The following is a 24,475-nucleotide window of genomic DNA, read 5'->3' on the forward strand; positions in this document are numbered from 1 at the left end:
CTGTGGCCGGGCCCGGACGGGCATGCTCACGCGCGCCCGCTCACGCGGGGATGCCGTCGAACTGCCGTACCCAGTAGGGCGGGGCCTGCCATGTGCCGTTCCACTGCGACACGATCAGCGTCAGCGAGTTCGCGCTCGCGCTGCCGGGATGGATGTAGCCGCCGTAGAGGTTCGGCACCTGCAGGCCGGTGATCCGCGGGACCGGCACGCTCCACGCGGCGTCCGGACGGGGCGCGTTGCGCGTGAAGATCGCGCCCAGGGTCACGTCGAAGTAGCTCATGCAGTACGTGTCGCCGATCCGCTTGACCGAGAACTCACCGGTGTTGTTGCCGGAGAGGATCACCGAGGGCGGGGTCGAGGAGTCGGTCCACGTCCAGGAACCGTTCACGTAGGCCCAGTTCTGCTGTGCCCCGAAACGGCCGGCGCGGAAGTCGTCAGGCCGGATCCGGAACAGCTGGATCGCCCCGCCGTCGGCCGAGTTCCTGTGCGTGCCGTTCCAGCGCTTGGAGTAGATGTAGAGCCAGCCGTCGGGGTCGATGCCCGCGAACGACCACATGCCGTACATGTTCTGGTTGATGCCGCGGTGGTCGCCGTCCCAGTGGTAGGCGTAGTCGGTCCAGGTCACGCCGTGGTCGTCGGAGTAGGCGACTCCCGAGAGCAGGGAGCCGTCGTGGCCGTCCACCCACTGCGGGTCGCCCGGGGCGCCCCAGGTGTAGACCGACGTGTACTGGAGGTAGGTGCGGCCGCCGAACTCGATGACGTCGTTGGGGATCCGGCTGATCTCGAAGCCGTACCCGTTGTCCGCGCGGTGGTTGTAGGCGAAGAGCTGGCCCGCGCGGCCGCCGGTCGGCATGGCCCAGGTGAAGGAGATCGGGGCGGCGCCGGAGGCGTCGAAGCGGTCCTGGTTCAGCATCACCGGCGAGCCGATGTACTCGCCGGTCTGCTGGATGCCGCGCCACGAGTCGCCGAAGACGTAGCCCCAGGTGTTGTCGTGTTCCCGGTGGTACGGGATGCAGAGGTCACCGGAGCCGAGTCCCTGTCCGCTCGCCGAGTCGCCGGGGTTGTCGCACAGGGGGGTGCCGTTCTGCCCGGCGGCAGCGGCCGTGCCGGGAGCGGCGATGACGAGTCCCGTGCCGGACAGGGCGACGCCCATGCCCAGTCCGGCCTTCAGCACGGACCGACGGGCTAACCGGGGCGTGGTTCCGAAGCGTGGTGTCATGGCGGCCAGCGTAGAGCTGCCTGGAATGTGATTCTAGAAAGTCACTCTAGAAACATTGTGAATGAATCGTGGGCGGGTACGGCATAGGCTCACCGCCATGCCCCCCGCCACGAAGCGCGCCCGCACCTACGACTCCGCCAGGACCCGCGCCGCCGTCCTCGGCCAGCTCGGACACGTGCGGGAGGCGGTTCGCGGTCTCGACCCCGGTCGGCTCGCCCTGCCCACCCGGCTCGACGGGTGGACCGTACGGGACCTGGTCGCGCACATCGGCATGGCGGTCACCGCCGTGCACCGCGCCCTCGACCACCCGGCCCCGCCCCGGCAGGACGCGACGGTCGTGCAGTGGCCCTTCGCCACCGCGGCCAGCGCCTCCGCCATCGACGCGTTCACCCGCGGCCTCGCCGCCGAACACCCCGACCTCGACGCCTATCTCGCCGACGTCGACGCGTCCCTGCGCACCCTGCTCGCCGGGCACCCGGGCAGCCGGCTGCTGCTGACCAACGCGGGCGCGCTGACCCTGGACGACTACCTCGTCACCCGCGCCGTCGAACTCGTCGTCCACACCGACGACCTCAACGCCGCCGTGCCCGGCCTGGACGTGCCGTACGACCGCCAGGCCCTGGCCGCCGCCACCCGGCTGCTCGCCGACGCCCTGGCCGCGAAGGCGCCCGGCGGCTCCACCGAGGTCCGTGTGCCGCCGTACGCCGTCGTGCAGTGCGTCGAGGGCCCGCGGCACACCCGCGGTACCCCGCCGAACGTGGTGGAGACCGACCCGCTGACCTGGATCCGCCTCGCCACCGGCCGCGTGGGCTGGCGGGACGCCCTGGCGGAGGCCGCGGTGAGCGCGAGCGGGGAGCGGGCGGACATCGGGGGTCTGCTGCCGCTGATGTCGTAGCGGAACCGACGCGACCGGTACGGCGTCGAATCGCCATGAACCGGTACAAGCAGCACATGATCCTGACGGCCGCCGCCGCACTCGTCCCGCTCACGGTGGCCTGCGGCGCCGGGAAGGCGGACAGTGGTGCGGTGAGTTCCCAGCAGCCGAGTTCTCAGCAGCCGGGCCCACGTCAGCCCCAGCGGCCGATGTCCCGGCAGACGGTCACCGGGGTCGACTGGCGGGTCGACTCCCTCACCGTCGGCGGCCGGACCCGGTCCGCGCCCGCCACCGCCCGCCTGCGCATCGACGCGGACGGCCGGGCGGCCGGCAACCTCGGCTGCAACCGGTTCAGCGCCCGGGCCACCGTGCGGGGCGACCGGATCACCCTCGGCGGCCTGCGTACGACCCGGATGGCCTGCGCCCCGGACCGCATGGAGTTCGAGCGTGCCCTGGCCGCCGCGCTCACCACCGGCACGCTCGTCGCCAGGGCCGACGCCGGGAGCCTCACGCTCACCGACGGCAACGGCGACCTCATCCGCCTCAGCCGTCACGCCCTCGGATGATGTGCGACACCTCACTCGCGCATACGGCAAATGCAGCCGACGGCCCCCTGCTGACCTGCGTAAATCAGAAAAGCGACAAGGTGATGGACGCCCTGTGACCCGTTACGGTCGCGTATCCCCAATTCGGACCAGTGGTCGACCTCGCCTACACTCGGTGCCGTGCCACGTGGTGACGGTCGACTCAATCACGATCTGCTCCCCGGCGAGAAAGGCCCCCAGGACGCGTGTGGCGTCTTCGGTGTCTGGGCTCCGGGCGAAGAGGTCGCAAAGCTCACGTACTTCGGGCTCTACGCCCTCCAGCACCGGGGTCAGGAATCCGCGGGAATCGCGGTAAGCAACGGCTCCCAGATCCTCGTCTTCAAGGACATGGGCCTCGTCTCCCAGGTCTTCGACGAAACCTCGCTCGGTTCGCTCCAGGGTCATATCGCGGTCGGACACGCCCGCTACTCGACCACCGGCGCGTCCGTGTGGGAGAACGCCCAGCCGACGTTCCGTGCCACCGCGCACGGCTCGATCGCGCTCGGCCACAACGGCAACCTGGTCAACACGGCGCAGCTCGCCGAGATGGTCGCCGCCCTGCCGAACGACAACAACAGCCGGTCCACCCGGGTCGCGGCCACCAACGACACCGACCTGCTGACGGCGCTGCTCGCCGCCCAGGTCGACGAGGACGGCAAGCCGCTGACCATCGAGGAGGCCGCACACGCGGTGCTCCCGAAGGTGCGCGGTGCCTTCTCCCTCGTCTTCATGGACGAGGGCACCCTCTACGCCGCCCGCGACCCGCAGGGCATCCGTCCGCTGGTCCTCGGCCGGCTTGAGCGCGGCTGGGTGGTCGCCTCCGAGTCCGCCGCCCTGGACATCTGCGGCGCCAGCTTCGTCCGCGAGATCGAGCCGGGCGAGTTCGTCGCCATCGACGAGAACGGCCTGCGCGCCTCGCGATTCGCGGAAGCAAAGCCCAAGGGCTGTGTCTTCGAGTACGTGTACCTGGCCCGCCCGGACACGGACATCGCCGGCCGGAACGTGTACCTCTCCCGTGTGGAGATGGGCCGCCGGCTCGCCAAGGAAGCACCCGTCGATGCCGACCTCGTCATAGCGACCCCGGAGTCCGGCACCCCGGCCGCCGTCGGCTACGCGGAGGCCTCCGGCATCCCCTTCGGCAACGGCTTGGTGAAGAACGCCTACGTCGGCCGGACCTTCATCCAGCCCTCGCAGACCATCCGCCAGCTGGGCATCCGCCTGAAGCTGAACCCGCTGAAGGAAGTCATCAAGGGCAAGCGCCTGGTCGTCGTCGACGACTCGATCGTGCGCGGCAACACCCAGCGCGCCCTGGTCCGCATGCTCCGCGAGGCCGGCGCCGCCGAGGTCCACATCCGGATCTCCTCGCCGCCCGTGAAGTGGCCCTGCTTCTTCGGTATCGACTTCGCCACGCGCGCGGAGCTGATCGCCAACGGGATGACCATCGAGGAGATCGGCACCAGCCTCGGCGCCGACTCGCTCGCGTACATCTCCATCGACGGCATGATCGAGGCGACCACCATCGACAAGCCGAACCTGTGCCGCGCCTGCTTCGACGGCGAGTACCCGATGGAGCTGCCGGACCCCGAGCTGCTCGGCAAGCAGCTCCTGGAGACCGAGCTGGCCGCCGGGCCCGCCGCCACGGCCGCGGCCGACGCGATCCGTCGCCCGTAAGCCCGTCATCAGCCCCGTCATCAACCCGAAAGATCCCAGGCAATGTCTGAGAGCCAGTCCGGTGCTTCCTACGCGGCTGCCGGTGTCGACATCGAGGCGGGCGACCGCGCCGTCGAGCTGATGAAGGAGTGGGTGAAGAAGACGCAGCGCCCCGAGGTCCTCGGCGGCCTCGGCGGCTTCGCCGGCCTCTTCGACGCCTCCGCCCTCAAGCACTACGAGCGCCCCCTGCTCGCCTCCGCCACGGACGGCGTCGGCACGAAGGTCGACATCGCGCGCCGGCTGGGCGTCTACGACACCATCGGCCACGACCTGGTCGCCATGGTCATGGACGACATCGTGGTGTGCGGTGCCGAGCCGCTGTTCATGACGGACTACATCTGCGTCGGAAAGGTCCACCCCGAGCGCGTCGCGGCCATCGTGAAGGGCATCGCGGAGGGCTGTGTGCTCGCCGGGTGCGCCCTGGTGGGCGGCGAGACGGCCGAGCACCCGGGGCTGCTGGGCGAGGACGACTTCGACGTCGCCGGCGCCGGTACGGGCGTCGTGGAGGCCGACCGGCTGCTCGGCGCGGATCGCATCCGCACGGGTGACGCGGTGATCGCCATGGCGTCCTCCGGGCTTCACTCGAACGGGTACTCCCTGGTCCGCCATGTTCTGCTGGACCGCGCCGGTCTCGCCCTGGAGGCGGAGGTCGCCGAGCTCGGCCGCACCCTCGGCGAGGAGCTGCTGGAGCCCACGAAGATCTACTCGCTGGACTGCCTGGCGCTGCTGCGCACCACCGAGGTGCACGCGTTCTCGCACATCACCGGCGGCGGTCTCGCGGCCAACCTGGCCCGCGTGATCCCGGACCACCTGCACGCCACGGTCGACCGTGCCACCTGGACGCCGGGCGCGATCTTCGACCTCGTCGGGCGCGCCGGCAGTGTCGAGCGCCTGGAGCTGGAGAAGACCCTCAACATGGGCGTCGGCATGATGGCGATCGTCCCGCAGGAGTCCACCGAGGTGGCCCTCGCGACCCTGGCCGACCGCGGGGTCGACGCCTGGGTGGCCGGCGAGATCACCGAGCGTGGCGAGAAGGCGACCGGCGCGGAGCTGGTCGGGGACTACTCGGCCTGATCCGGCAGCCGGTGACCGTGCGGACAGCACAGAAACCGGTCGGTGGCTCTGCCACCGACCGGACTGGTCACTGCAAGGTCAAGCGCCGCGACGGTGCTGTTGGTGAGGATCCTTGTCGTCCTCTTCCTCGTCGTCGTCCTCGTAGAGGTCCGCGTAACGAGAGTAGAGATCGTCCTCGTCGTTCTCATCGTCCTCGAACGGCTCGCCGTTCGGCGGCTGGTTCGAAGTCGATGCGCCCAGTTCACTGGCCAGACGTGACAGGTCAGTCCCACCGCTGTTGTACTTCAGCTGGCGGGCGACCTTTGTCTGCTTGGCCTTGGCCCGGCCGCGCCCCATGGCTCGACCCCCTCGGTGACGGGGCTCGACGGCCCCAGAGTCTGACACGCGTTCATGATCTGGAACGGACTCTCAGTAGAGAGGCCGGTCCGTAGGGCTTCCACGGTACCTGAGCCCGCGCCCATACGGTACGTCGCCCGCACCACGCGCGTGTGCACAGGACCTTCGAGGCGCCCTGTCCTCGCTGGTCAGTGGCGATTTTAACCACTTATCGGGGAACGACCCGCCGGGGGAAGTGAGAGTTCTCTCTAAGTTCCCGCCGACGGGTACCGCTCATGTGTGCGAACGAGTCAGTGTGCGACCTGTCCCGTGCGGGCCTCGGCCATCCGCTGCTCGGCGATCCGGTCGGCCGCGGCGGCCGGGGGGATGCCATCGTCCTTCGCACGTGCGAATATGGCCAGCGTGGTGTCGAAGATCTTCGACGCCTTCGCCTTGCACCGGTCGAAGTCGAACCCGTGCAGCTCGTCGGCCACCTGGATGACCCCGCCGGCGTTCACCACGTAGTCCGGGGCGTAGAGGATCCCGCGGTCCGCGAGGTCCTTCTCCACACCCGGGTGCGCGAGCTGGTTGTTGGCCGCGCCGCACACCACCCTGGCGGTGAGCACCGGGACGGACGCGTCGTTCAGGGCGCCGCCGAGCGCGCAGGGGGCGTAGACGTCCAGCCCCTCCACGCGGATCAGCTCCTCGGTGTCCGCGACGGCCGACACGCCCTCGGGGTACTGGTCGAGGATCCGCTGGACGGCGTCCGCGCGCACGTCCGTGATGACGACCTCGGCGCCCTCGTTCCGCAGGTGCTGGACCAGGTGGTGACCGACCTTGCCGACGCCGGCGATGCCGACCTTGCGGTCGCGCAACGAGGGGTCGCCCCACAGGTGTTGGGCGGAGGCACGCATGCCCTGGTAGACGCCGAAGGCGGTGAGCACGGAGGAGTCGCCGGCGCCGCCGTTCTCGGGGGAGCGGCCGGTGGTCCAGGCGCACTCGCGGGCCACGACGTCCATGTCGGCGACGTAGGTGCCGACGTCGCACGCGGTGACGTAGCGCCCGCCGAGCGAGGCGACCATGCGGCCGTAGGCGAGGAGCAGTTCCTCGGTCTTGTCGCGCTCCGGGTCGCCGATGATCACGGCTTTGCCGCCGCCGTGGTCGAGGCCGGCCATGGCGTTCTTGTACGACATGCCACGCGCGAGGTTGAGGGCGTCGGCGACGGCCTCGGCCTCGGTGGCGTACGGGTAGAAGCGCGTCCCGCCGAGGGCCGGACCCAGGGCGGTGGAGTGGATGGCGATCACGGCCTTGAGGCCGCTGGCCCGGTCCTGGCAGAGCACGACCTGCTCATGGCCGCCCTGGTCCGAGTGGAACAGGGTGTGCAGAACATCAGCAGACGCGCCGGTTACGTCGGTCACTGTGGTGACTCCTGTGTACATAGCGGCGAGTGGGGCGGAACCCCGTACGGGTGGCGGGGCGCCGTGCCCTGAGCGTAGAGCCTCGGTGCGACCACCATCCGTGCAGTGTTCAGGATCACTCTCGCGTGCCACTGGTGCACGCATGTCCGTGGCACGATTTGCCGTGGTTTCGAGCGGGGCCCGGTGGGGAGGGAGCAGGCGTGCCGAAGGTGTCCTCCGTGGTCGTCCCCTATGCCGCGTACCTGCGCGTGTACGAGCCGCTGGGCGCCTTCCCGGAGCCGGAGCGCGGCCACTGGGCCCGCTACGCCCGCCGCCCCGACCGCCCCTCGTACCAGGACGAACTGCGGCGTTCCCTCGCCGACTTGCTGCCCACCCCGCCGGTCGCGGTGCCGGTGCACGAGAGCGGTGACGCGTTCGTGCTGGAGGCCGACGGTGTGGTCTGCGTGTGCCCCTGGCGCACCCGGCTGCGCGGCTGGCAGGCGCTCGGCGAGCTGGCGGAGGAGCTGCCCGCGCCGGTGCTGGACGCGGCGCTGCCGCCCTTGGTGCGCCACCAGGCCGCCCAGGACTACGAGCGCTGGCTCGCCCGCAACCCCGACGCCCGGCCGTGGATCCGCACGGCGACCTGGCAGGTGCCCCTGAACTGGTTCGTGCTGGTCTCCGACGAGGAGCGGCGCTACGAGAAGGGCACCGCCGAGGTGCCCCCGCTGCTGCGCTACCGCACGCCGATGGTGCAGTCCCGGCGCCGGGTGGCGCGGGCCCTGCGCACGCTGAAGGACACCGTCGAGGAGGGCCCGCTGATCGACGGCCTGGTGGACGTCGGCCGCTGGCTGGAGGAGTTCCACCCGCGCTCGCTGGTGGAGCTGGACTACGGCGGCCTCGTGCACGTCCTGCCGGCCGGCGAGCTGGAGGGCGACCACTCGGCGGCGGACGTCGCCGCCGGCATCGAGGCGCTGCGCCGGGGCGACGGCGCGGCGGCCGGCGAGGCGTACGCGCGGCTCGTGGAACGCTGGCGGTCGGTACGGGACCGGCGCTCCGCGAACTGAGGGGCCGGTCGGGTGATGCACGTCACGCTCCACGACAGCCTCGAACGGCATACGGTCTACCGCACTTGACCAGCTGACGGGATGTTGATCCCGATCCGGGCGTTTGTGTCAAGGATGGCCGAAGCGTGATGGACCGCACGTACGGGGCCCTTGCGTCCCTTGCCCCTCCTCATGCCAAAATAGGACAAGGAGCCCGGAGAGGGTTCCTTCCGTCCAACTGTGCTCTATTACGGGCGGATTCTCCGCATTGCACGCTTTGGGGGGTCTGGTGCCTCCTGATCGCCCTGTGACTGATCGTCACAGTGGCGTGACTGTCCGCTATGGCATGGTCCATCGGCTTCCGTCGCTGATGAACACCTGGGAGGGCAATTCCATCGGTTTGGCCGACGCGGCTGGACGGATGGTGTAGTTGTAGTGCCGAGGACAAGCCGTTCGTCCTATAACCGACTCGACTCGCGTCCACCATTTCGGGCAACGCGGGTCAAGGTGCAGAATTTAGAGGAAAGAACCGAGAAGGTTCGGTTCTCCCGAGGAGGCCGCTCATGACCGCTCGCACCCCTGATGCCGAGCCGCTGCTGACCCCGGCTGAGGTCGCCACCATGTTCCGTGTCGACCCCAAGACGGTCACGCGGTGGGCGAAGGCCGGCAAGCTCACTTCGATCCGTACGCTCGGCGGGCACCGCCGCTACCGCGAGGCCGAGGTCCGCGCTCTGCTCGCGGGCATCCCGCAGCAGCGCAGCGAGGCCTGAACAACTGCATAACCGGGCAGAACGGCACGTCCCCCAACGTGCCGGGGCGCCCGGAACAGTAGCTCCAAGCGACGCGGGATCTGCCCCAACAGACCCCACGCCCAAGCCGAACAGACCGTTGTTGGCAGCGCCACAGGGTGCGTCGTAGATCGCGCTGGACTCCGCCGGGTCCAGCGCGATCTTTTTTGTGCGCTGGTCGGAGCTTCGGGGCGGTCCTGTGAGCGGCCTTGTCGGACCTTGGGGAGGGCTGTCGGAACGGCTGTGCGCGACCTCTGGGGCGGGTGCAATTGCACATATTAAATTGACCTGTTGTAGGACAGGGGTAAGTACCGCCCTTTTGAAAACTCATGCGGTGACTCCCGTCACACGCCCGGGCAGTTGTTGCCGATGGCATGTGTGCGCTAATGGAACGTCATGTTCCAGCGTCCCACGCACAGTGGGGTGTTGGGGCCGGCGCCGGTCACGCGGGCCGGGGATCCTCGACGCCGTCGGCGTCCTCGTCGGCGACGTACTCGTCCTCGGCATCCTGCCCCCGCGGGCCGGCGTCCATCGCCAGCCGCAGGAGGTGATGGCAGACGGGACAGTGGCGGGTGAGGTGACGGTAGGGCGAGGCGGCCGCCAGATGCGCCCTCAGCAGCGCCCGCGTCTCGTGCCTGGCCGATGGCCCCATACCCACCTCCAGGGGCCGCAGCGGGAAAGCAGGCCCTGTCTTCTGGGTACCGAGGGAATGTGACGCCGTCAAGGGAACGGGCGGAACGGACACCGGAGGCCGCAACAGAAGAAGGGCCCCTCCCGGGGCCCTTCTCGATGCGGTGCTGACGGGATTTGCCGTGTCTGACTGCGGCTGCCGCCGCGGGCGCGGCCTCCGTATGCCGAAAGGCCCTCGTCCGGGTGGGACGAGGGCCTTCCTTGATGCGGTCCTGACGGGATTTGAACCCGCGGCCTCCACCTTGACAGGGTGGCGAGCACTCCAAACTGCTCCACAGGACCAGGTTTCGCGGCGCTTTGCTCAGTGCGTTGCGCTGCGAGATGAGACTGTACAGGAGGTGGGGCCGCCTGGTCGAACTCACCCCCTGTACGCGTGCGACTACGCCACGGCCGCGTCGATCGCCTTCACGATCCGCTTGTCGGAGATGGGGTACGCGGTGCCGAGCGCGTGGGCGAAATAGCTGACCCTCAGCTCCTCCAGCATCCAGCGGATGTCCAGGACGGCCTGCGGGACGGGGCGGCCCTTCGGGAGCTGTTCCAGCAGCCAGGCGTACTCGTCCTGCATCTCCTGGACCTTCTCCATGCGCGTGGTGTCCCGCTGGACGCCGGTCGGCATCTGCTGCAGCCGCCGGTCCACGGCCACCAGGTAGCGCATCAGGTCGGGCAGGCGGCGTATGCCGGCCCCGGTCACGAAGCCCGGCTTCACGAGGGCGTCCAGCTGCCCCCGGACGTCCGTCAGGTTCGTGAGCAGCGCCGGGCTCCGTACGGCCTTCAGCCGGCGTTCGGCGGCCTGCCAGGCCGCGAGGACCTGCTGCACCTGGGCGACCGTACGGACCGTCGTGTCCACGATCTCCGCGCGGACCTTGTCGTACAGCTTCCGGTACGACTGCTCGTCCCACACCGGACCGCCGAAGTCCGCGATCAGTTTGTCCGCCGCGGCCGTCGCGCAGTCGTCGAAGAGGGCCTGGACGGAGCCGTGCGGGTTCGCCGACAGGGCGAGCTTCTGGGCGTTCGTCAGCTTCTCCGAGGCGAACTTCGCCGGGTTCACCGGGATGTTCCGCAGGATCAGGCGCCGGGTGCCCTTCCACATGGCCTCCGCCTGCTCGGCCTCCGTGTCGAAGAGCCGTACGGACACCGTGTCGCCGTCGTCCACCAGCGCCGGGTAGGCCTTCACCGGCTGCCCGGCCCGGCGGGTCTCGAAGACGCGGGTCAGCGTGCCGATCGTCCAGTCGGTCAGCCCCTTGCGCTCCAGGGACTCCCCGCCCTGACGGGACGCCGTCGCAGCGGCCGCCTGCGACAGGGCCTTGCGCGCCTTCGGCTTCAGCTGGAGCCGGAGCGCGTCCAGGTCCTTGTCCTCGGCGAGCTTGCGGCGCCGCTCGTCGACGATCCGGAAAGTGATCTTCAAATGTTCGGGGACCTTCGACCAGTCGAAGTCCTCCGCCTCGAAGGGGACGCCGACCATGCGCTTCAGCTCGCGCGCCATCGTCACGGTCAGCGGCTCCTGCAAGGGCACGGCCCTGTCCAGGAACGCCTTCGCGTAGTTCGGGGCGGGCACGTAGTTGCGGCGCACGGGCTTGGGCAGGGAGCGGATCAGCTCCGTCACGACCTCCTCGCGCAGGCCGGGGATCTGCCAGTCGAAGCCCTCGTCGGTGACCTGGTTGAGCACCTGGAGCGGGACGTGGACCGTCACGCCGTCGGCGTCCGCGCCCGGCTCGAACTGGTACGTCACCCGGAACTTCAGCTGTCCCTGCCGCCAGGAGTCCGGATAGTCGGCCTTCGTCACCGCCTCCGCCGACTCCCGGATGAGCATCTCCCGCTCGAAGTCCAGGAACTCCGGCTGCTCGTGCCGCTTGTGCTTCCACCAGGAGTCGAAGTGGGCGCCCGACACGACGTGTTCGGGGACGCGCTGGTCGTAGAAGTCGAAGAGTGTGTCGTCGTCGACCACGATGTCCCGGCGCCGCGCCCGGTTCTCCAGCTCCGCGACCTCGCCGAGAAGCCTGCGGTTGTCGGCGAAGAACTTGTGGTGCGTGCGCCAGTCGCCCTCCACGAGCGCGTTGCGGATGAACAGCTCGCGGCTCGTCTCCGGGTCGATCCGGCCGTAGTTCACCTTCCGCTGGGCGACGATCGGGACGCCGTACAGCGTGACCTTCTCGTACGCCATCACGGCCGCCTGGTCCTTCTCCCAGTGCGGTTCGCTGTACGTCCGTTTCAGCAGGTGCTCCGCGAGCGGCTCGACCCACTCGGGCTCGATCTTCGCGTTGACCCGGGCCCAGAGCCGGGACGTCTCCACCAGCTCCGCCGACATCATGAACTTCGGCTGCTTCTTGAACAGCGACGAGCCCGGGAAGATCGCGAACTTGGCGCTGCGGGCGCCCAGGTACTCGTTCTTGTTGCCGTCCTTCACGTCCTTCATCCCGACGTGGGAGAGCAGGCCGGCGAGGAGGGAGACGTGGACGCGGTCGTCCGGGGCGTCGTCCTCGTTCAGATGGATGCCCATCTGCTTGGCGACCGTCCGCAGCTGGGTGTAGATGTCCTGCCACTCGCGGATCCGCAGGAAGTTCAGGTACTCCTGCTTGCACATGCGGCGGAAGGAGCTGGAGCCGCGTTCCTTCTGCTGCTCGCGGACGTACCGCCACAGGTTCAGATAGGCGAGGAAGTCGCTGGTCTCGTCCTTGAAGCGGGCGTGCTGCTGGTCGGCCTGGGCCTGCTTGTCGGCCGGGCGCTCGCGCGGGTCCTGGATGGACAGCGCGGCGGCGATGACCATGACCTCGCGGACACAGCCGTTCCTGTCGGCTTCCAGGACCATGCGGGCCAGACGCGGGTCGACCGGGAGCTGAGCCAGCTTGCGGCCGGTGTCGGTGAGCCGCTTGCGGGGGTCCTTCTGGGCCGGGTCCAGCGCGTGCAGCTCCTGGAGCAGCTGGACGCCGTCACGGATGTTGCGGTGGTCCGGCGGGTCGATGAAGGGGAACTTCTCGATGTCGCCGAGGCCCGCGGCGGTCATCTGGAGGATGACGGAGGCCAGGTTCGTGCGGAGGATCTCGGCGTCCGTGAACTCCGGGCGGGCGAGGAAGTCGTCCTCGCTGTAGAGCCGGATGCAGATGCCGTCGGACGTACGGCCGCAGCGGCCCTTGCGCTGGTTGGCACTGGCCTGCGAGACCGGCTCGATGGGCAGCCGCTGGACCTTGGTGCGGTGGCTGTAGCGGCTGATCCGGGCGAAGCCGGGGTCGATGACGTACTTGATGCCGGGGACGGTCAGCGAGGTCTCGGCGACGTTGGTCGCGAGAACGATCCTGCGCCCGGTGTGCGGCTGGAACACCCGGTGCTGCTCCGCGTGCGACAGCCGGGCGTACAGCGGCAGGACCTCCGTGAACCTGTACTTCTTCTTCTCCAGCGCGTCCGCCGTGTCCCGGATCTCGCGCTCGCCGGAGAGGAAGACGAGGATGTCGCCCCGGCCCTCGCCCTGGAGTTCCTCGACCGCGTCGCAGATCGCGGTGATCTGGTCCCGGTCGGCGTCCTCGGAATCGTCCTCCAGCAGCGGCCGGTAGCGCACCTCGACCGGGTAGGTCCGCCCGCTGACCTCGACGATCGGAGCGTCGCCGAAGTGCCGCGAGAAGCGCTCGGGGTCGATGGTGGCGGAGGTGATGACGACCTTCAGGTCCGGCCGCTTCGGCAGCAGCTGGGCCAGGTACCCGAGCAGGAAGTCGATGTTGAGGGACCGCTCGTGCGCCTCGTCGATGATGATCGTGTCGTAGGCGCGCAGCTCGCGGTCGGTCTGGATCTCGGCGAGCAGGATGCCGTCCGTCATCAGCTTGACGAAGGTGGCGTCCGGGCTCACCTGGTCGGTGAAGCGGACCTTCCAGCCGACGGCCTCGCCGAGGGGGGTGCGCAGCTCCTCGGCCACGCGTTCGGCGACGGTCCGGGCGGCGATACGGCGAGGCTGGGTGTGCCCGATCATGCCGCGCACGCCCCGGCCCAGCTCCATACAGATCTTCGGGATCTGCGTGGTCTTGCCGGACCCGGTCTCACCGGCGACGATGACGACCTGGTGATCGCGGATGGCGTCCGCGATCTCGTCCTTCTTCTGGCTGACGGGCAGCTGCTCGGGGTAGGTGACGGCGGGCACACGGGCACGCCGTTCACCGATCCGGGCCTCGGCCTTGTCGACCTCCGCCTCGATCTCGGCGAGGACGGCGGCGCGGGCCTCCGGCTTACGGATCTTGCGCGCGCCCTCGAGCCGCCGCCCGAGCCGGTGCGCGTCACGCAGCGACAGCTCGGTCAGACGGGGGGCGAGGGTGCCGAGGGCGGGGGCGGGATGCGTAGACATACGCGGTCCAGGATCTCACCCCGGCCGAAAATCACGCGAATGATTTGACGGTGCCGTTTAGCCGGCGGGCTGTGCGGGTGCCGCTACCGCGGCCGGAGACGATGTCGCGGGGGTCGATGCCTTGGAGCCGGGCTGGACCTGCTGGACCTGCTGGGCGAGTGACTTCGCCGTATTGGAGATCGCCTTGATCCCCAGATACGCCGTCGTCATGCTGCTCACCGCGGTGAACGCGGCGGTCAGGATGCCGACGACCACTGACCTGTCCCCGTGCAGCCGCCACACACCCACGCTCGCGACCACGACAATCGCGAGATTGCTGGCGATGATGGCGAACAGTCCGTACCGCGCCCGGGTCTTCTCCACCTGGGCGTCCGCCGCTATGGCAGCGACCTGGTCCTGGCTCATTTCCTCGTCCCCCACGACTCTCGATACGACGGTTTCCGATACGACGAAGGCCCCGTTCGATGAACGGGGCCTTCTGGTTGTGGCTGGGGCCGGGGTCGAACCGGCGACCTATCGCTTTTCAGGCGATCGCTCGTACCAACTGAGCTACCCAGCCACGGTGTTTCACGTGAAACACCAGCGGTCCTGACGGGATTTGAACCCGCGGCCTCCACCTTGACAGGGTGGCGAGCACTCCAAACTGCTCCACAGGACCAAGCTTGTGCGTGCAACAGTGTCGCACACGATCTTGCGTGCCCCCAACGGGATTCGAACCCGTGCTACCGCCTTGAAAGGGCGGCGTCCTAGGCCGCTAGACGATGAGGGCTATCGGCCCGCCTGGGCGCTTCTCAGCGCGTCGGGGACGTGAGAAGCATATGGGATGGCGAGGGGTATCGCCAAAACGGTTTACGGCGAGGGGACGGGGGAGGCCGGTGCACCGGAGGAGGAGGGGGCGGGGCCGGGCTTGACGGGGGTGGCCAGATGGCGGCTGACCTCGGCCGTCGTCTCACCCAGCCCGCCCAGCCTGATCGCGTCCCAGGCCTGCAGACGGCGGCTGTCCCGGTCGAAGTAGAGGATCGAGGCCTCGATCGGCGCCGGGTACCTGCCCTCCACCGCGCGCAGCCCGCTGCCGCCCGTGGAGCCCTCCATCCGCAGCCGGGTGCCGTAGGGCAGGATCTCGTCCCCCTCGTGGTGCAGATGCCCGCACAGCACCAGCGGCACCTCGCCGTCCGTCTCGCGGGCCGCCGCCGGCTCGTGGGCCACGGCGACGTCGACCGGGGTGTGCCGGGCCTTCTCGTCGTGCAGGGCGCTGGCCAGCCGGTCGCCGGCCAGCTGCTCGGCCGCGTCGCCGCCGGGCACCACGGCGCGGTCCGGGGTGAACTGCGGATCGCCGATGCCCGCGAACCGCAGTCCCGCGACCGTCTGCGCGTGCCCGTCGTCCAGGACGTGCACGTTCTTCATGCGCTCCAGATAGCGCTGGGTGATCCGCGAGTCGTGGTTGCCGCGCACCCAGACGTACGGCACGCCCAGGTCCCTGATCGGGTCCAGGAAGCCGTTCTCGGCCGCGATGCCGTGGTCCATCGTGTCGCCGGAGTCGACGATCACGTTCACGTCGTACTGCTCCACCAGCGAGGCGATGATCTTCCAGCTCGCGGGATTGAGGTGGATGTCCGACACGTGCAGGACGCGGATGGTGGAGGGGTCGGGCTGGTAGGCCGGGAGCGTGGAGGTGACGTCGTAGAGCTTCGTCACGTTCGTCACCAGGCGGGCCAGTTCCTTCTGGTAGACGTCGAACTCGCTGACGATGCTGCGCGCGTTGCCGACCACGGACGGCGCCGAGGACAGCAGGCCCGAGTACTTCGGCTCCAGCACCGACCTCGGGTTCCAGGTGGCGTACGCCGACGCGCCCGAGGCGGCGAGCAGGACCAGGGCCAGTCCGCCGGCCGCGAGGGCGCGGCGCGGGCGGCGGTAGACGGCGAGGCCGAGGGTGGTGGCCCCGGCGACCACGGCGACACAGGAGCGCACGGCCAGGTCCAGCGTGCCGTGCTCGACGTCCTGGGCGACCTCCTGCTGGAGGCCGGAGATCCGCTCGGGGTGGTCGACCAGAGCCTGGGAGCGCAGCGGGTCGAGCTGGTCGACGTTGACGTCGAGACGGACCGGGGCGACATGGCTGTCCAGGGTGAGCGCGCCCAGCGGGGAGATGTTGATCTTCGTGCCGCCGCTCAGCGAGGGGCGCAGTGCCATCGTCGTGTTCATCGGACCGACCGGGGTCCGGACGTTGCCGACGACCAGCAGGCCCAGCCAGGCGCCGAAGAGCACGACGGCGGTGAGTCCGAGGGCGTTCAGCCAGCGGCGGCCAGGACCGGCGGCCGGTGGCGGGGCGGGGAGCGTGCGGGTGCCCCTGCGGGCCGGGCGCGGGCGTACGCGGTTCGTCAGCGTGCGGAGGGCTGCGACGGGGACGCGGACCATTGGTCCCGTATGCCCATGTACGGAGGCGGATATGCGGCGCCGCGCCGCTCTCGTACGAAGCTCCCGTACCGGACAATGACGGTGTGCTGGAGATGACGCGCGAGGAGTTCGAGGAACTGGTCGCCGAGGCGCTCGACCGGATCCCGCCGGAGCTGACGCGGCTCATGGACAACGTGGCGGTGTTCGTGGAGGACGAACCGCCCGCCGGTGACCCCGAGCTGCTCGGCCTGTACGAGGGCACCCCGCTGACCGACCGGGGCGAGTGGTACGCGGGCGTGCTGCCGGACCGGATCACCGTCTACCGGGGGCCGACGCTCAGGATGTGCGCGACCCGCGAGGACGTCGTCGCGGAGACAGAGGTGACCGTGGTGCACGAGATCGCCCACCATTTCGGGATGGACGACGCACGCCTGCACGCCCTCGGCTACGGCTGAGTTCGGTCAGCCCGCGCGGGGCGCGTGTCCTCTTGCGGGCGGCGGGAGTTGGGGAGGTTGACTCCTTTCCTTTGCCCCCGGAGGTGGCCGCCGTGCGCCCCTTGTACGTACCCGTCCGGCTCGCCGTCACCGTGCTGGCCGTCAGCGCGGCCGCGGCCGGCTGTGTGAGCGTGGGTGACGACGCGGGCCGGGCCCGGCCCTCGCACTCGGCCGGGCGGCACGCCGGTGAGGCGCCCGACGGCGGTCCGGTGGACGGCGTCGGCGGCCAGGGGCACGGCGGCCCGCCGGCCGACGGCAAGCACGGCAAGGGCGGCAGGCCGAAGCCGGGGGAGTCGCCCAGTGCCTCGGTCGCTCCGTCGCCCGGCGCGGACGACGCGTCCGCGACCACCGCACCGTCCGGCAGGCCCGCCAAGCCCGGGAAGACGGTCGCGCCCGGTGATCCGGCGCCGACCAAGGCCCCACCGGCCCCACCGGTCACCTCCGCACCACCCCAGCCCCCGGTCTCCACCCCGCCCGCGGCCACCTCCGAGCCCCCGACGGCCGAGCCGTCCTCCTCGGCGCACGAGGGCACCGGACCCCAGCTGGCCCAGCGCGAGCCGGCTCCCACGGCGGGCCTGCCGGCATGAGGGGCGCGACCGGGTCCGACCTGGGGTTTCATGGCTCGGTTTGCCTTCAGGGGTGATGGGTGCGTATGGTGGTAGATCGTTTGATCCCATTTGCCCGGCGCCACCACAGAGCGCGCCGTGTGGCGCGTACTCTCCCTTGCCGTGGCGGACCGCATTGAGGCGGTCGTGAGCGAATCACGGAGTTGACGGGCGCGTGCCGACGAGACTCCGGAAGGTTTCGCATTCGCATGTCCGTGTCCAGTACCGATCAGTTTGTCGTGTCCGAGAACGAGCTCGACGAGTTCGAGAACGAACTCGTCGACGAGACGAACGAGATCACCGAGGCCGACGAGGCCGCTGACACCACCCCCCAGACCACCTTCGCCGACCTCGGCCTCCCCGAGGGCATCGTGCGCAAGCTCGCGCAGAACGGCGTGACGACCCCCTTCCCGATCCAGGCCGCGACCATCCCGGACGCCCTGGCCGGCAAGGACATCCTCGGCCGTGGCCGCACCGGCTCCGGCAAGACCCTCTCCTTCGGTCTGCCGACCCTGGCCACGCTGGCCGGCGGCCGCACCCAGAAGCACAAGCCCCGCGCGGTCATCCTCACCCCGACCCGCGAGCTGGCCATGCAGGTCGCCGACGCCCTCCAGCCGTACGGCGACGTCCTCGGCCTGAAGATGAAGGTCGTCTGCGGCGGCACCTCGATGGGCAACCAGATCTACGCCCTGGAGCGCGGCGTCGACATCCTCGTCGCCACCCCGGGCCGCCTGCGGGACATCATCAACCGCGGCGCCTGCTCGCTGGAGGACACCCAGATCGCCGTCCTCGACGAGGCCGACCAGATGTCCGACCTGGGCTTCCTGCCCGAGGTCACCGAGCTGCTGGACCAGGTCCCGGCCGGCGGCCAGCGGATGCTCTTCTCCGCCACGATGGAGAACGAGATCCAGACCCTCGTCGACCGCTACCTGAACAACCCCGTCTCCCACGAGGTGGACGCGGCCCAGGGCGCGGTGACGACCATGTCCCACCACATCCTCATCGTGAAGCCCAAGGACAAGGCGCCGGTCACCGCCGCGATCGCCTCCCGCAAGGGCCGCACGATCATCTTCGTCCGCACCCAGCTGGGCGCCGACCGCGTCGCCGAGCAGCTGCGCGAGGCGGGCGCGAAGGCCGACGCGCTGCACGGCGGCATGACCCAGGGCGCGCGCACCCGCACCCTGGCCGACTTCAAGGACGGCTACGTCAACGTCCTGGTCGCCACCGACGTCGCCGCCCGCGGCATCCACGTCGACGGCATCGACCTGGTCCTGAACGTGGACCCGGCCGGCGACCACAAGGACTACCTGCACCGCGCCGGCCGTACCGCCCGCGCGGGCCGCACCGGCACGGTCGTCTCCCTGTCGCTGCCGCACCAGCGCCGCCAGATCTTCCGGCTGATGGAGGACGCCGGCGTCGACGCCGCGCGCCACATCATCCAGGGGGCCGGCGCCTTCGACCCGGAGGTCGCCGAGATCACCGGCGCCCGCTCCATGACCGAGGTCCAGGCCGAGTCCGCGAACAACGCCGCGCAGCAGGCCGAGCGCGAGGTCGCCCAGCTCACCAAGCAGCTGGAGCGCGCCCAGCGCCGCGCCGCCGAGCTGCGCGACGAGTCCGACCGGCTGGTCGCCCGGGTCGCCCGCGAGCGCGGCGAGGACCCGGAGGCCGCGGTGGCCGAGGCCCAGGCGACGGCCGCGGAGGAGCTGGCGGCCGCCGAGGCGCAGGCCGCTGCCGCCGCCGAGCAGCGGGCCGAGCGCGAGGAGCGCCCGGCGGCCTCGGCGCCGTACGAGCGCCGCGAGCGGCGCAGCTTCGACCGGGACCGTGACGACCGTCGCGACGACCGTGGCGGCCGTGGTTTCGAGCGCCGTGACGACCGCCGTCCGTTCGACCGCGACCGCAACGACCGTGACCGTGGTGGCCGTTCCTTCGAGCGCCGTGACGACCGCGGTGGCCGTGGTTTCGAGCGTCGCGACGACCGCCGTCCGTTCGACCGCGACCGCAACGACCGCAACGACCGCAGCGACCGTGACCGGGGCTTCGACCGGGGCGGCGACCGTGGTGGCCGTTCCTTCGAGCGCCGTGACGACCGTGGCGGCCGTGGTTTCGAGCGTCGCGACGACCGCCGTCCGTTCGACCGCGACCGCAACGACCGCAGCGACCGTAACGACCGCAGCGACCGTGACCGGGGCTTCGACCGGGGCGGCGACCGTGGTGGCCGTTCCTTCGACCGTCGTGACGACCGCGGTGGCTTCCGCCGGGACGAGCGCGGCGGACACCGGGGCAGCGACCGTCCGTTCAACCGCGACCGCCGCGACGACCGTCCCGGCTTCCGCTCCGCCGGTCACGACCGCCCCTTCGGCCGTCGTGACGACCACCGCGGCACCGGCTCCTTCGGCCGCCGCGAGGACAAGCCGCGCTGGAAGCGCAACGGCTGACGCCGGGTGAGCTCGGCCGAGTGACCCCAGAAAGGCCCGTACGACACTGTCGTACGGGCCTTTTTTGGCCATAGCGTGACGCATGTCACGCCCCAGGTGGGGGAATTGCTGGGGGCATGACAGAAGACGCGAGAGCGAACGGGGCGCACGGCCTGTCGGACGAGGAACGGCTGGCCCAGCTCGGCTACACCCAGGTCCTCGCCCGCCGGATGTCGGCGTTCTCGAACTACGCCGTCTCCTTCACGATAATCTCGGTGCTGTCCGGCTGCCTGACGCTCTACCTCTTCGGCATGACCACCGGCGGCCCGGCAGTGATCACCTGGGGCTGGGTGGCGGTCGGTCTGATGACCCTGTTCGTGGGCCTGTCGATGGCCGAGATCTGCTCGGCCTACCCGACCTCGGCGGGCCTCTACTTCTGGGCCCACCGCCTCGCGCCGCCCCGCTCGGCGGCGGCCTGGGCCTGGTTCACGGGCTGGTTCAACGTGCTGGGGCAGGTTGCGGTGACGGCCGGCATCGACTTCGGCGCGGCCTCCTTCCTCGGCGCGTACCTGAACCTCCAGTTCGGCTTCGAGGTGACCCCGGGCCGCACGGTCCTCCTCTTCGCCGCGATCCTCGTCCTGCACGGCCTGCTGAACACCTTCGGCGTGCGGATCGTCGCGTTCCTGAACGACGTGAGCGTGTGGTGGCACGTGCTCGGCGTGGCCGTCATCGTCGGCGCGCTGGCCTTCGTCCCCGACCATCACCGGTCGGCGTCCTTCGTGTTCACCAAGTTCGTGAACGAGACCGGCTGGGGCTCCGGCCCGTACGTGGTCCTCCTCGGCCTCCTGATGGCCCAGTACACCTTCACCGGCTACGACGCCTCCGCGCACATGACGGAGGAGACCCACGACGCGTCCACGGCCGGTCCCAAGGGCATCGTCCGCTCCATCTGGACGTCCTGGATCGCCGGCTTCGTGCTCCTCCTCGGCTTCACGTTCGCGATCCAGTCCTACGACAAGGAGCTGGCCTCCCCGACCGGCGCACCCCCGGCGCAGATCCTCCTGGACGCCCTGGGAGCCACGACGGGCAAGCTCCTGCTCCTGGTCGTGATCGGCGCCCAGCTCTTCTGCGGAATGGCCTCGGTGACCGCCAACAGCCGTATGATCTACGCCTTTTCGCGTGACGGCGCACTGCCCTTCTCGCGCGTCTGGCGCACCGTCAGCCCGCGCTCGCGCACGCCCGTCGCCGCCGTCTGGCTGGCCGCCCTGGCCGCTCTCGCCCTGGGCCTGCCCTACCTGATCAACACGACGGCGTACGCGGCGGTGACGTCGATCGCGGTGATCGGCCTGTACATCGCGTACGTCATCCCGACCTTCCTGCGCGTACGCAGGGGCGCCGCCTTCGAACGCGGGCCGTGGCACCTGGGCCGCTGGTCGGGGGCGATCGGAGCCGTGTCGGTCCTCTGGGTCGTGACGATCACGATCCTCTTCATGCTTCCGCAGGTCTCCCCGGTCACCTGGAAGACCTTCAACTACGCTCCCGTCGCCGTCCTGGTCGTCCTCGGCTTCGCCGCGACCTGGTGGCTCGCCTCGGCCCGCCGCTGGTTCCTCACCCCGGACCGGGCTTCCGCCCCGCAGACGGCCGAAAAGTGACCATCCCGCCCTTTCCCTCCCCCGCGACGCGGCCGGTCCACCGATACCCGATCGGAGACACGGCCGCGTCCGGCTATGCTCGGACAGGCAACATCGCCTGGGCCCTTAGCTCAATTGGCAGAGCAGTGGACTTTTAATCCATTGGTTGTGGGTTCGAGTCCCACAGGGCCTACGGCTGGCAGACGGGGGAAACGCCTCTGACCTGCTACGCAGCGCTCGGGTCGACTTCGGTCGGCTCGGGCGCTGAGTCGTTTTCGGGCTTGCGCGTGAGCGATGCGTGAGCGGATGTGATCAGGCCTGGCGGGTGGTGGGCTTGGTGGCGCGGATGATGGCGGAGTGCATGCCGTCCGCGACGGAGTGGGTCTGGGTGATCTCGACGTCCGTGAATCCGGCGGCTTCGAGGCCCGCCCGGTACTCGGAGAAGGAGAGTGCGCCGGCGATACAGCCGACGTAGTCACCGCGCTCGGCGCGCTGTTCGGGGGTGATCGCGTCGTCGGCGACGACGTCCGAGGCGCCGATGCGGCCGCCGGGCCGGAGGACCCGGAAGGTCTCGGCGAAGACGGCTGGCTTGTCGACGGACAGATTGATCACGCAGTTGGAGATGACGACGTCGATGGTGTTCGCCGGGAGCGGGACGGCCTCGATGGTGCCCTTCAGGAACTCGACGTTCCTGGCGCCCGCCTTCTCGGCGTTGGCCAGGGCCAGGGCGAGCATCTCCTCGGTCATGTCCAGTCCGTACGCCTTGCCGGTCGGGCCGACGCGGCGAGCGGAGAGCAGGACGTCGATGCCGCCGCCGGAGCCGAGGTCGAGAACACGTTCGCCTTCGCGGAGTTCGGCGACGGCGGTGGGGTTGCCGCAGCCGAGGGAGGCGGCCACCGCTTCGGCAGGCAGGGCGTCGCGTTCTTCGGCGTCGTAGAGGGTGGCGCCGAAGCTCTCGTCGACCTCGACGGGCTGCGGCCCGCAACAGGCGGTGCTGCCCTCGGTGACCTTGAGGGCCGCGGCGGCATACCGATCACGGACGGTTTCGCGCAGGTCGGTGGACTGCTCGCGCATGGTTCACTCCTGGGTGACGGGGCATGGCGGTGCCCTGGAACGGCTTGTATTGACGTTCGTTGATGCAGTCTTGCGCGCTGGATCGAAAAACGTCAACATAGAGGAATGTCGAAGCAAGAGCTTGAGGTGGTCGGCCAGGACGCCACCTGCTGCCAGGGCCTGGCCGGCGCGCCGCTGGACGAGGAACGCGCCTCGGAGCTGGCGAGGGTTTTCAAGGCGCTGGGCGATCCGGTCCGGCTGCGGTTGCTGTCGATGATCGCCTCGCGGGAGGGCGGCGAGGTCTGTGTGTGCGAGATGACGCCGGCCTTCGACCTCTCCCAGCCGACGATCTCCCACCACCTCAAGCTGCTGAGGCAGGCCGGCCTGATCGACTGCGAGCGCCGCGGCACCTGGGTGTACTACTGGGTGCTGCCTGGCGCCCTGGACCGGCTCGCCGCCTTCCTGACCACGCCGCAGACCGCTGGAGTGACGGCGTGACGGCGCCCCTCGGCCGTCGTGTCGCCGCCGAAGTAGTGGGGACCGGGTTGCTGGTGGCCGTGGTCGTGGGTTCCGGCATCCAGGCGACCGAGCTGTCGCACGACGTCGGCGTGCAGTTGCTGGCCAATTCACTGGCCACCGTCTTCGGCCTGGGCGTGCTGATCACGCTGCTCGGGCCGGTCTCGGGGGCACACTTCAACCCCGCCGTCACCCTGGCCGCCTGGCTCGCGGGCCGCCGCGCCGGTGATGGTCCGGCCCTTCGCGAGGTCGCCGCGTACGTTGCCGCGCAGGTGGCCGGGGCGATCGGCGGCGCGGTACTGGCCGACGCCATGTTCGGAAAGCCTCTGGTCACGTTCTCCACCCACGACCGGTCCGCCGGCCACCTCTGGCTCGGCGAGGTCGTTGCCACGGCCGGGCTGATCCTGCTCGTCTTCGGCCTGGACCGCATCGGCCGGGCGTCCCTGGCCCCGGTCGCCGTGGCCTCCTACATCGGGGCCGCCTACTGGTTCACCTCCTCCACCTCCTTCGCCAACCCGGCGGTGACCGTCGGCCGCGCCTTCACCGACACCTTCGCCGGGATCGCTCCCGCCTCGCTCGTCCCGTTCATCGCGGCCCAGCTGGTCGGCAGCGTGCTCGGGCTGGGCGCCGTCGCGGTGGTGTACGGACGTCCTGCCCTCACGGCAGACGCCGTCGCCCCGCACGGCGCGCCCGAACTCGCCTCCTCCTGACCTCCCTCCGCTCCCAAGGACGCCCGCCATGAGTACTGCCGCCCCGCGCCCCTCCGTGCTGTTCGTCTGCGTCCACAACGCGGGCCGCTCCCAGATGGGCGCCGCCTTCCTCACCCACCTCGCCGGTGACGCCGTCGAGGTGCGCTCGGCCGGTTCCGCGCCTGCCGACGCCGTCAACCCGGCGGTAGTGGAGGCGATGAAGGAGGTCGGCGTCGACATCTCCGCCGAGACGCCGAAGATCCTCACCACCGAGGCCGTACGGACTTCCGACGTGGTGATCACGATGGGCTGCGGGGACACCTGCCCCGTCTTCCCGGGCAAGCGGTATCTGGACTGGCAGCTCGATGACCCGGCGGGCCAGGGTGTGGACGCCGTGCGGCCGATCCGGGACGAGATCGAGCGGCGCGTGCGCGCTCTGCTGGCCGAGTGCGGGATTCCGGCGGCATCGGCCTGAGCCGGCACCAGAGCCGGCTCGACTGCCTACTCGGCTGACGAGCGAGTGGCTCGTGTACGTGTCCGAGGTCAGCGTGATGGTGGAGTGCCGGAGCGTCTCCTTCACGGTATGGATATGGCTCACGGTATGGATATCGCCGCCGCCTCCCTGCGTGAGCGTCGCGGCCACGTGGCGCAGGTCTCGCAGCGT

21 protein-coding genes and 5 tRNA genes are annotated in these 24,475 nt (G+C 70.1%); 14 read left to right on the forward strand and 12 right to left on the reverse strand.

All coding sequences use genetic code 11. The annotated features are described in order from the left end of the window. Nucleotides 1-40: 40 nt before the first annotated feature. The gene (locus BIV25_RS25620; RefSeq protein WP_256256063.1) at nucleotides 41-1,174 is read right to left on the reverse strand and encodes a DUF4185 domain-containing protein; all 1,134 of its coding nucleotides are present in this window, start codon (nucleotides 1,172-1,174) and stop codon (nucleotides 41-43) included. A 142-nt stretch (nucleotides 1,175-1,316) separates the two neighbouring features. Here BIV25_RS25620 and BIV25_RS25625 point away from each other — a divergent pair, with 142 nt between their 5' ends. The 4 genes from BIV25_RS25625 to purM all read left to right on the forward strand — a co-directional run bounded on the left by BIV25_RS25625 (nucleotide 1,317) and on the right by purM (nucleotide 5,461). Beyond that, nucleotides 1,317-2,114 carry a maleylpyruvate isomerase family mycothiol-dependent enzyme gene (locus tag BIV25_RS25625; RefSeq protein WP_071374779.1) on the forward strand — a complete coding sequence of 266 codons (798 nt, stop codon included), beginning with the start codon at nucleotides 1,317-1,319 and terminating at the stop codon, nucleotides 2,112-2,114. Between the two features lie 35 nt (nucleotides 2,115-2,149). After that, nucleotides 2,150-2,659, forward strand: a complete 510-nt coding sequence (locus BIV25_RS25630; protein ID WP_071374780.1) for an META domain-containing protein — start codon at nucleotides 2,150-2,152, stop codon at nucleotides 2,657-2,659. Between the two features lie 159 nt (nucleotides 2,660-2,818). Continuing rightward, nucleotides 2,819-4,348, forward strand: coding sequence for an amidophosphoribosyltransferase (gene purF, locus BIV25_RS25635; RefSeq protein WP_071374781.1), 1,530 nt, complete (start codon nucleotides 2,819-2,821; stop codon nucleotides 4,346-4,348). Between the two features lie 42 nt (nucleotides 4,349-4,390). Further along, nucleotides 4,391-5,461 carry a phosphoribosylformylglycinamidine cyclo-ligase gene (gene purM, locus BIV25_RS25640; protein WP_071374782.1) on the forward strand — a complete coding sequence of 357 codons (1,071 nt, stop codon included), beginning with the start codon at nucleotides 4,391-4,393 and terminating at the stop codon, nucleotides 5,459-5,461. Nucleotides 5,462-5,539: 78 nt separating this feature from the next. On the opposite strand, the gene BIV25_RS25645 is transcribed toward purM, so the two are convergent. Then, nucleotides 5,540-5,797 carry a DUF3073 domain-containing protein gene (locus tag BIV25_RS25645; protein WP_071374783.1) on the reverse strand — a complete coding sequence of 86 codons (258 nt, stop codon included), beginning with the start codon at nucleotides 5,795-5,797 and terminating at the stop codon, nucleotides 5,540-5,542. A gap of 290 nt (nucleotides 5,798-6,087) precedes the next feature. Next, on the reverse strand, nucleotides 6,088-7,194 hold the full coding sequence (locus tag BIV25_RS25650; protein WP_071374784.1) for a Glu/Leu/Phe/Val dehydrogenase dimerization domain-containing protein: 1,107 nt from the start codon (nucleotides 7,192-7,194) through the stop codon (nucleotides 6,088-6,090). Between the two features lie 200 nt (nucleotides 7,195-7,394). On the opposite strand from BIV25_RS25650, the gene BIV25_RS25655 reads away from it, so the two are divergent. Then, nucleotides 7,395-8,237, forward strand: a complete 843-nt coding sequence (locus BIV25_RS25655; RefSeq protein WP_071374785.1) for a hypothetical protein — start codon at nucleotides 7,395-7,397, stop codon at nucleotides 8,235-8,237. 542 nt (nucleotides 8,238-8,779) lie between these two features. Further along, complete coding sequence (gene bldC, locus BIV25_RS25660; RefSeq protein WP_003949541.1) at nucleotides 8,780-8,986, forward strand: developmental transcriptional regulator BldC; 207 nt, start codon at nucleotides 8,780-8,782, stop codon at nucleotides 8,984-8,986. Between the two features lie 460 nt (nucleotides 8,987-9,446). Here bldC and BIV25_RS25665 read toward each other — a convergent pair whose 3' ends face one another. The 8 genes from BIV25_RS25665 to BIV25_RS25700 form a co-directional block, all read right to left on the reverse strand. Continuing rightward, a complete protein-coding gene (locus tag BIV25_RS25665) occupies nucleotides 9,447-9,656 on the reverse strand; it encodes a DUF6274 family protein (protein WP_071374786.1) in 210 nt (69 codons plus the stop codon). 245 nt (nucleotides 9,657-9,901) lie between these two features. After that, nucleotides 9,902-9,976 (reverse strand) — tRNA-Asp (locus BIV25_RS25670). 97 nt (nucleotides 9,977-10,073) lie between these two features. Further along, nucleotides 10,074-14,018, reverse strand: coding sequence for an ATP-dependent RNA helicase HrpA (gene hrpA, locus BIV25_RS25675; RefSeq protein ID WP_071374787.1), 3,945 nt, complete (start codon nucleotides 14,016-14,018; stop codon nucleotides 10,074-10,076). Between the two features lie 57 nt (nucleotides 14,019-14,075). Next, nucleotides 14,076-14,423, reverse strand: a complete 348-nt coding sequence (locus BIV25_RS25680; RefSeq protein WP_071374816.1) for a hypothetical protein — start codon at nucleotides 14,421-14,423, stop codon at nucleotides 14,076-14,078. A gap of 80 nt (nucleotides 14,424-14,503) precedes the next feature. Next, a tRNA-Phe gene (locus BIV25_RS25685) sits at nucleotides 14,504-14,577 on the reverse strand. 24 nt (nucleotides 14,578-14,601) lie between these two features. Beyond that, nucleotides 14,602-14,676, reverse strand: a tRNA-Asp gene (locus tag BIV25_RS25690). Between the two features lie 38 nt (nucleotides 14,677-14,714). Continuing rightward, nucleotides 14,715-14,787, reverse strand: a tRNA-Glu gene (locus tag BIV25_RS25695). An 80-nt stretch (nucleotides 14,788-14,867) separates the two neighbouring features. After that, nucleotides 14,868-16,430: a metallophosphoesterase gene (locus tag BIV25_RS25700; protein ID WP_107486322.1), complete on the reverse strand. Its 1,563-nt coding sequence runs from the start codon at nucleotides 16,428-16,430 to the stop codon at nucleotides 14,868-14,870. Between the two features lie 83 nt (nucleotides 16,431-16,513). On the opposite strand from BIV25_RS25700, the gene BIV25_RS25705 reads away from it, so the two are divergent. The 5 genes from BIV25_RS25705 (at nucleotide 16,514) to BIV25_RS25725 (ending at nucleotide 21,746) form a co-directional block, all read left to right on the forward strand. Continuing rightward, nucleotides 16,514-16,864, forward strand: a complete 351-nt coding sequence (locus BIV25_RS25705; protein WP_071374788.1) for a metallopeptidase family protein — start codon at nucleotides 16,514-16,516, stop codon at nucleotides 16,862-16,864. A gap of 92 nt (nucleotides 16,865-16,956) precedes the next feature. Then, on the forward strand, nucleotides 16,957-17,490 hold the full coding sequence (locus BIV25_RS25710; RefSeq protein WP_071374818.1) for a hypothetical protein: 534 nt from the start codon (nucleotides 16,957-16,959) through the stop codon (nucleotides 17,488-17,490). A 227-nt stretch (nucleotides 17,491-17,717) separates the two neighbouring features. Then, nucleotides 17,718-19,943: a DEAD/DEAH box helicase gene (locus BIV25_RS25715; RefSeq protein WP_071374789.1), complete on the forward strand. Its 2,226-nt coding sequence runs from the start codon at nucleotides 17,718-17,720 to the stop codon at nucleotides 19,941-19,943. A gap of 116 nt (nucleotides 19,944-20,059) precedes the next feature. Beyond that, a complete protein-coding gene (locus BIV25_RS25720) occupies nucleotides 20,060-21,574 on the forward strand; it encodes an amino acid permease (RefSeq protein ID WP_071374790.1) in 1,515 nt (504 codons plus the stop codon). A 99-nt stretch (nucleotides 21,575-21,673) separates the two neighbouring features. Continuing rightward, nucleotides 21,674-21,746: transfer RNA gene (locus BIV25_RS25725), tRNA-Lys, on the forward strand. Nucleotides 21,747-21,865: 119 nt separating this feature from the next. Here the strand turns inward: BIV25_RS25725 and arsM are convergent. Beyond that, nucleotides 21,866-22,627, reverse strand: coding sequence for an arsenite methyltransferase (gene arsM, locus BIV25_RS25730; protein ID WP_071374791.1), 762 nt, complete (start codon nucleotides 22,625-22,627; stop codon nucleotides 21,866-21,868). Between the two features lie 105 nt (nucleotides 22,628-22,732). Here arsM and BIV25_RS25735 point away from each other — a divergent pair, with 105 nt between their 5' ends. Genes BIV25_RS25735 through BIV25_RS25745 form a run of 3 tightly spaced genes read left to right on the forward strand, consistent with a single transcriptional unit; the run spans nucleotide 22,733 to nucleotide 24,286 of the window. After that, complete coding sequence (locus tag BIV25_RS25735; protein WP_079176886.1) at nucleotides 22,733-23,104, forward strand: helix-turn-helix transcriptional regulator; 372 nt, start codon at nucleotides 22,733-22,735, stop codon at nucleotides 23,102-23,104. Continuing rightward, entirely contained in the window at nucleotides 23,101-23,832 is a 732-nt protein-coding gene (locus BIV25_RS25740; protein WP_071374793.1) for an aquaporin, read from the forward strand. The genes BIV25_RS25735 and BIV25_RS25740 overlap by 4 nt, the downstream gene beginning before the upstream one ends. Nucleotides 23,833-23,860: 28 nt before the next feature. Then, nucleotides 23,861-24,286, forward strand: a complete 426-nt coding sequence (locus tag BIV25_RS25745; RefSeq protein WP_071374794.1) for an arsenate reductase ArsC — start codon at nucleotides 23,861-23,863, stop codon at nucleotides 24,284-24,286. The last annotated feature ends 189 nt before the right edge of the window (nucleotides 24,287-24,475 follow it).

Source organism: Streptomyces sp. MUSC 14 (assembly GCF_001866675.1).
Taxonomy (GTDB): domain Bacteria; phylum Actinomycetota; class Actinomycetes; order Streptomycetales; family Streptomycetaceae; genus Streptomyces.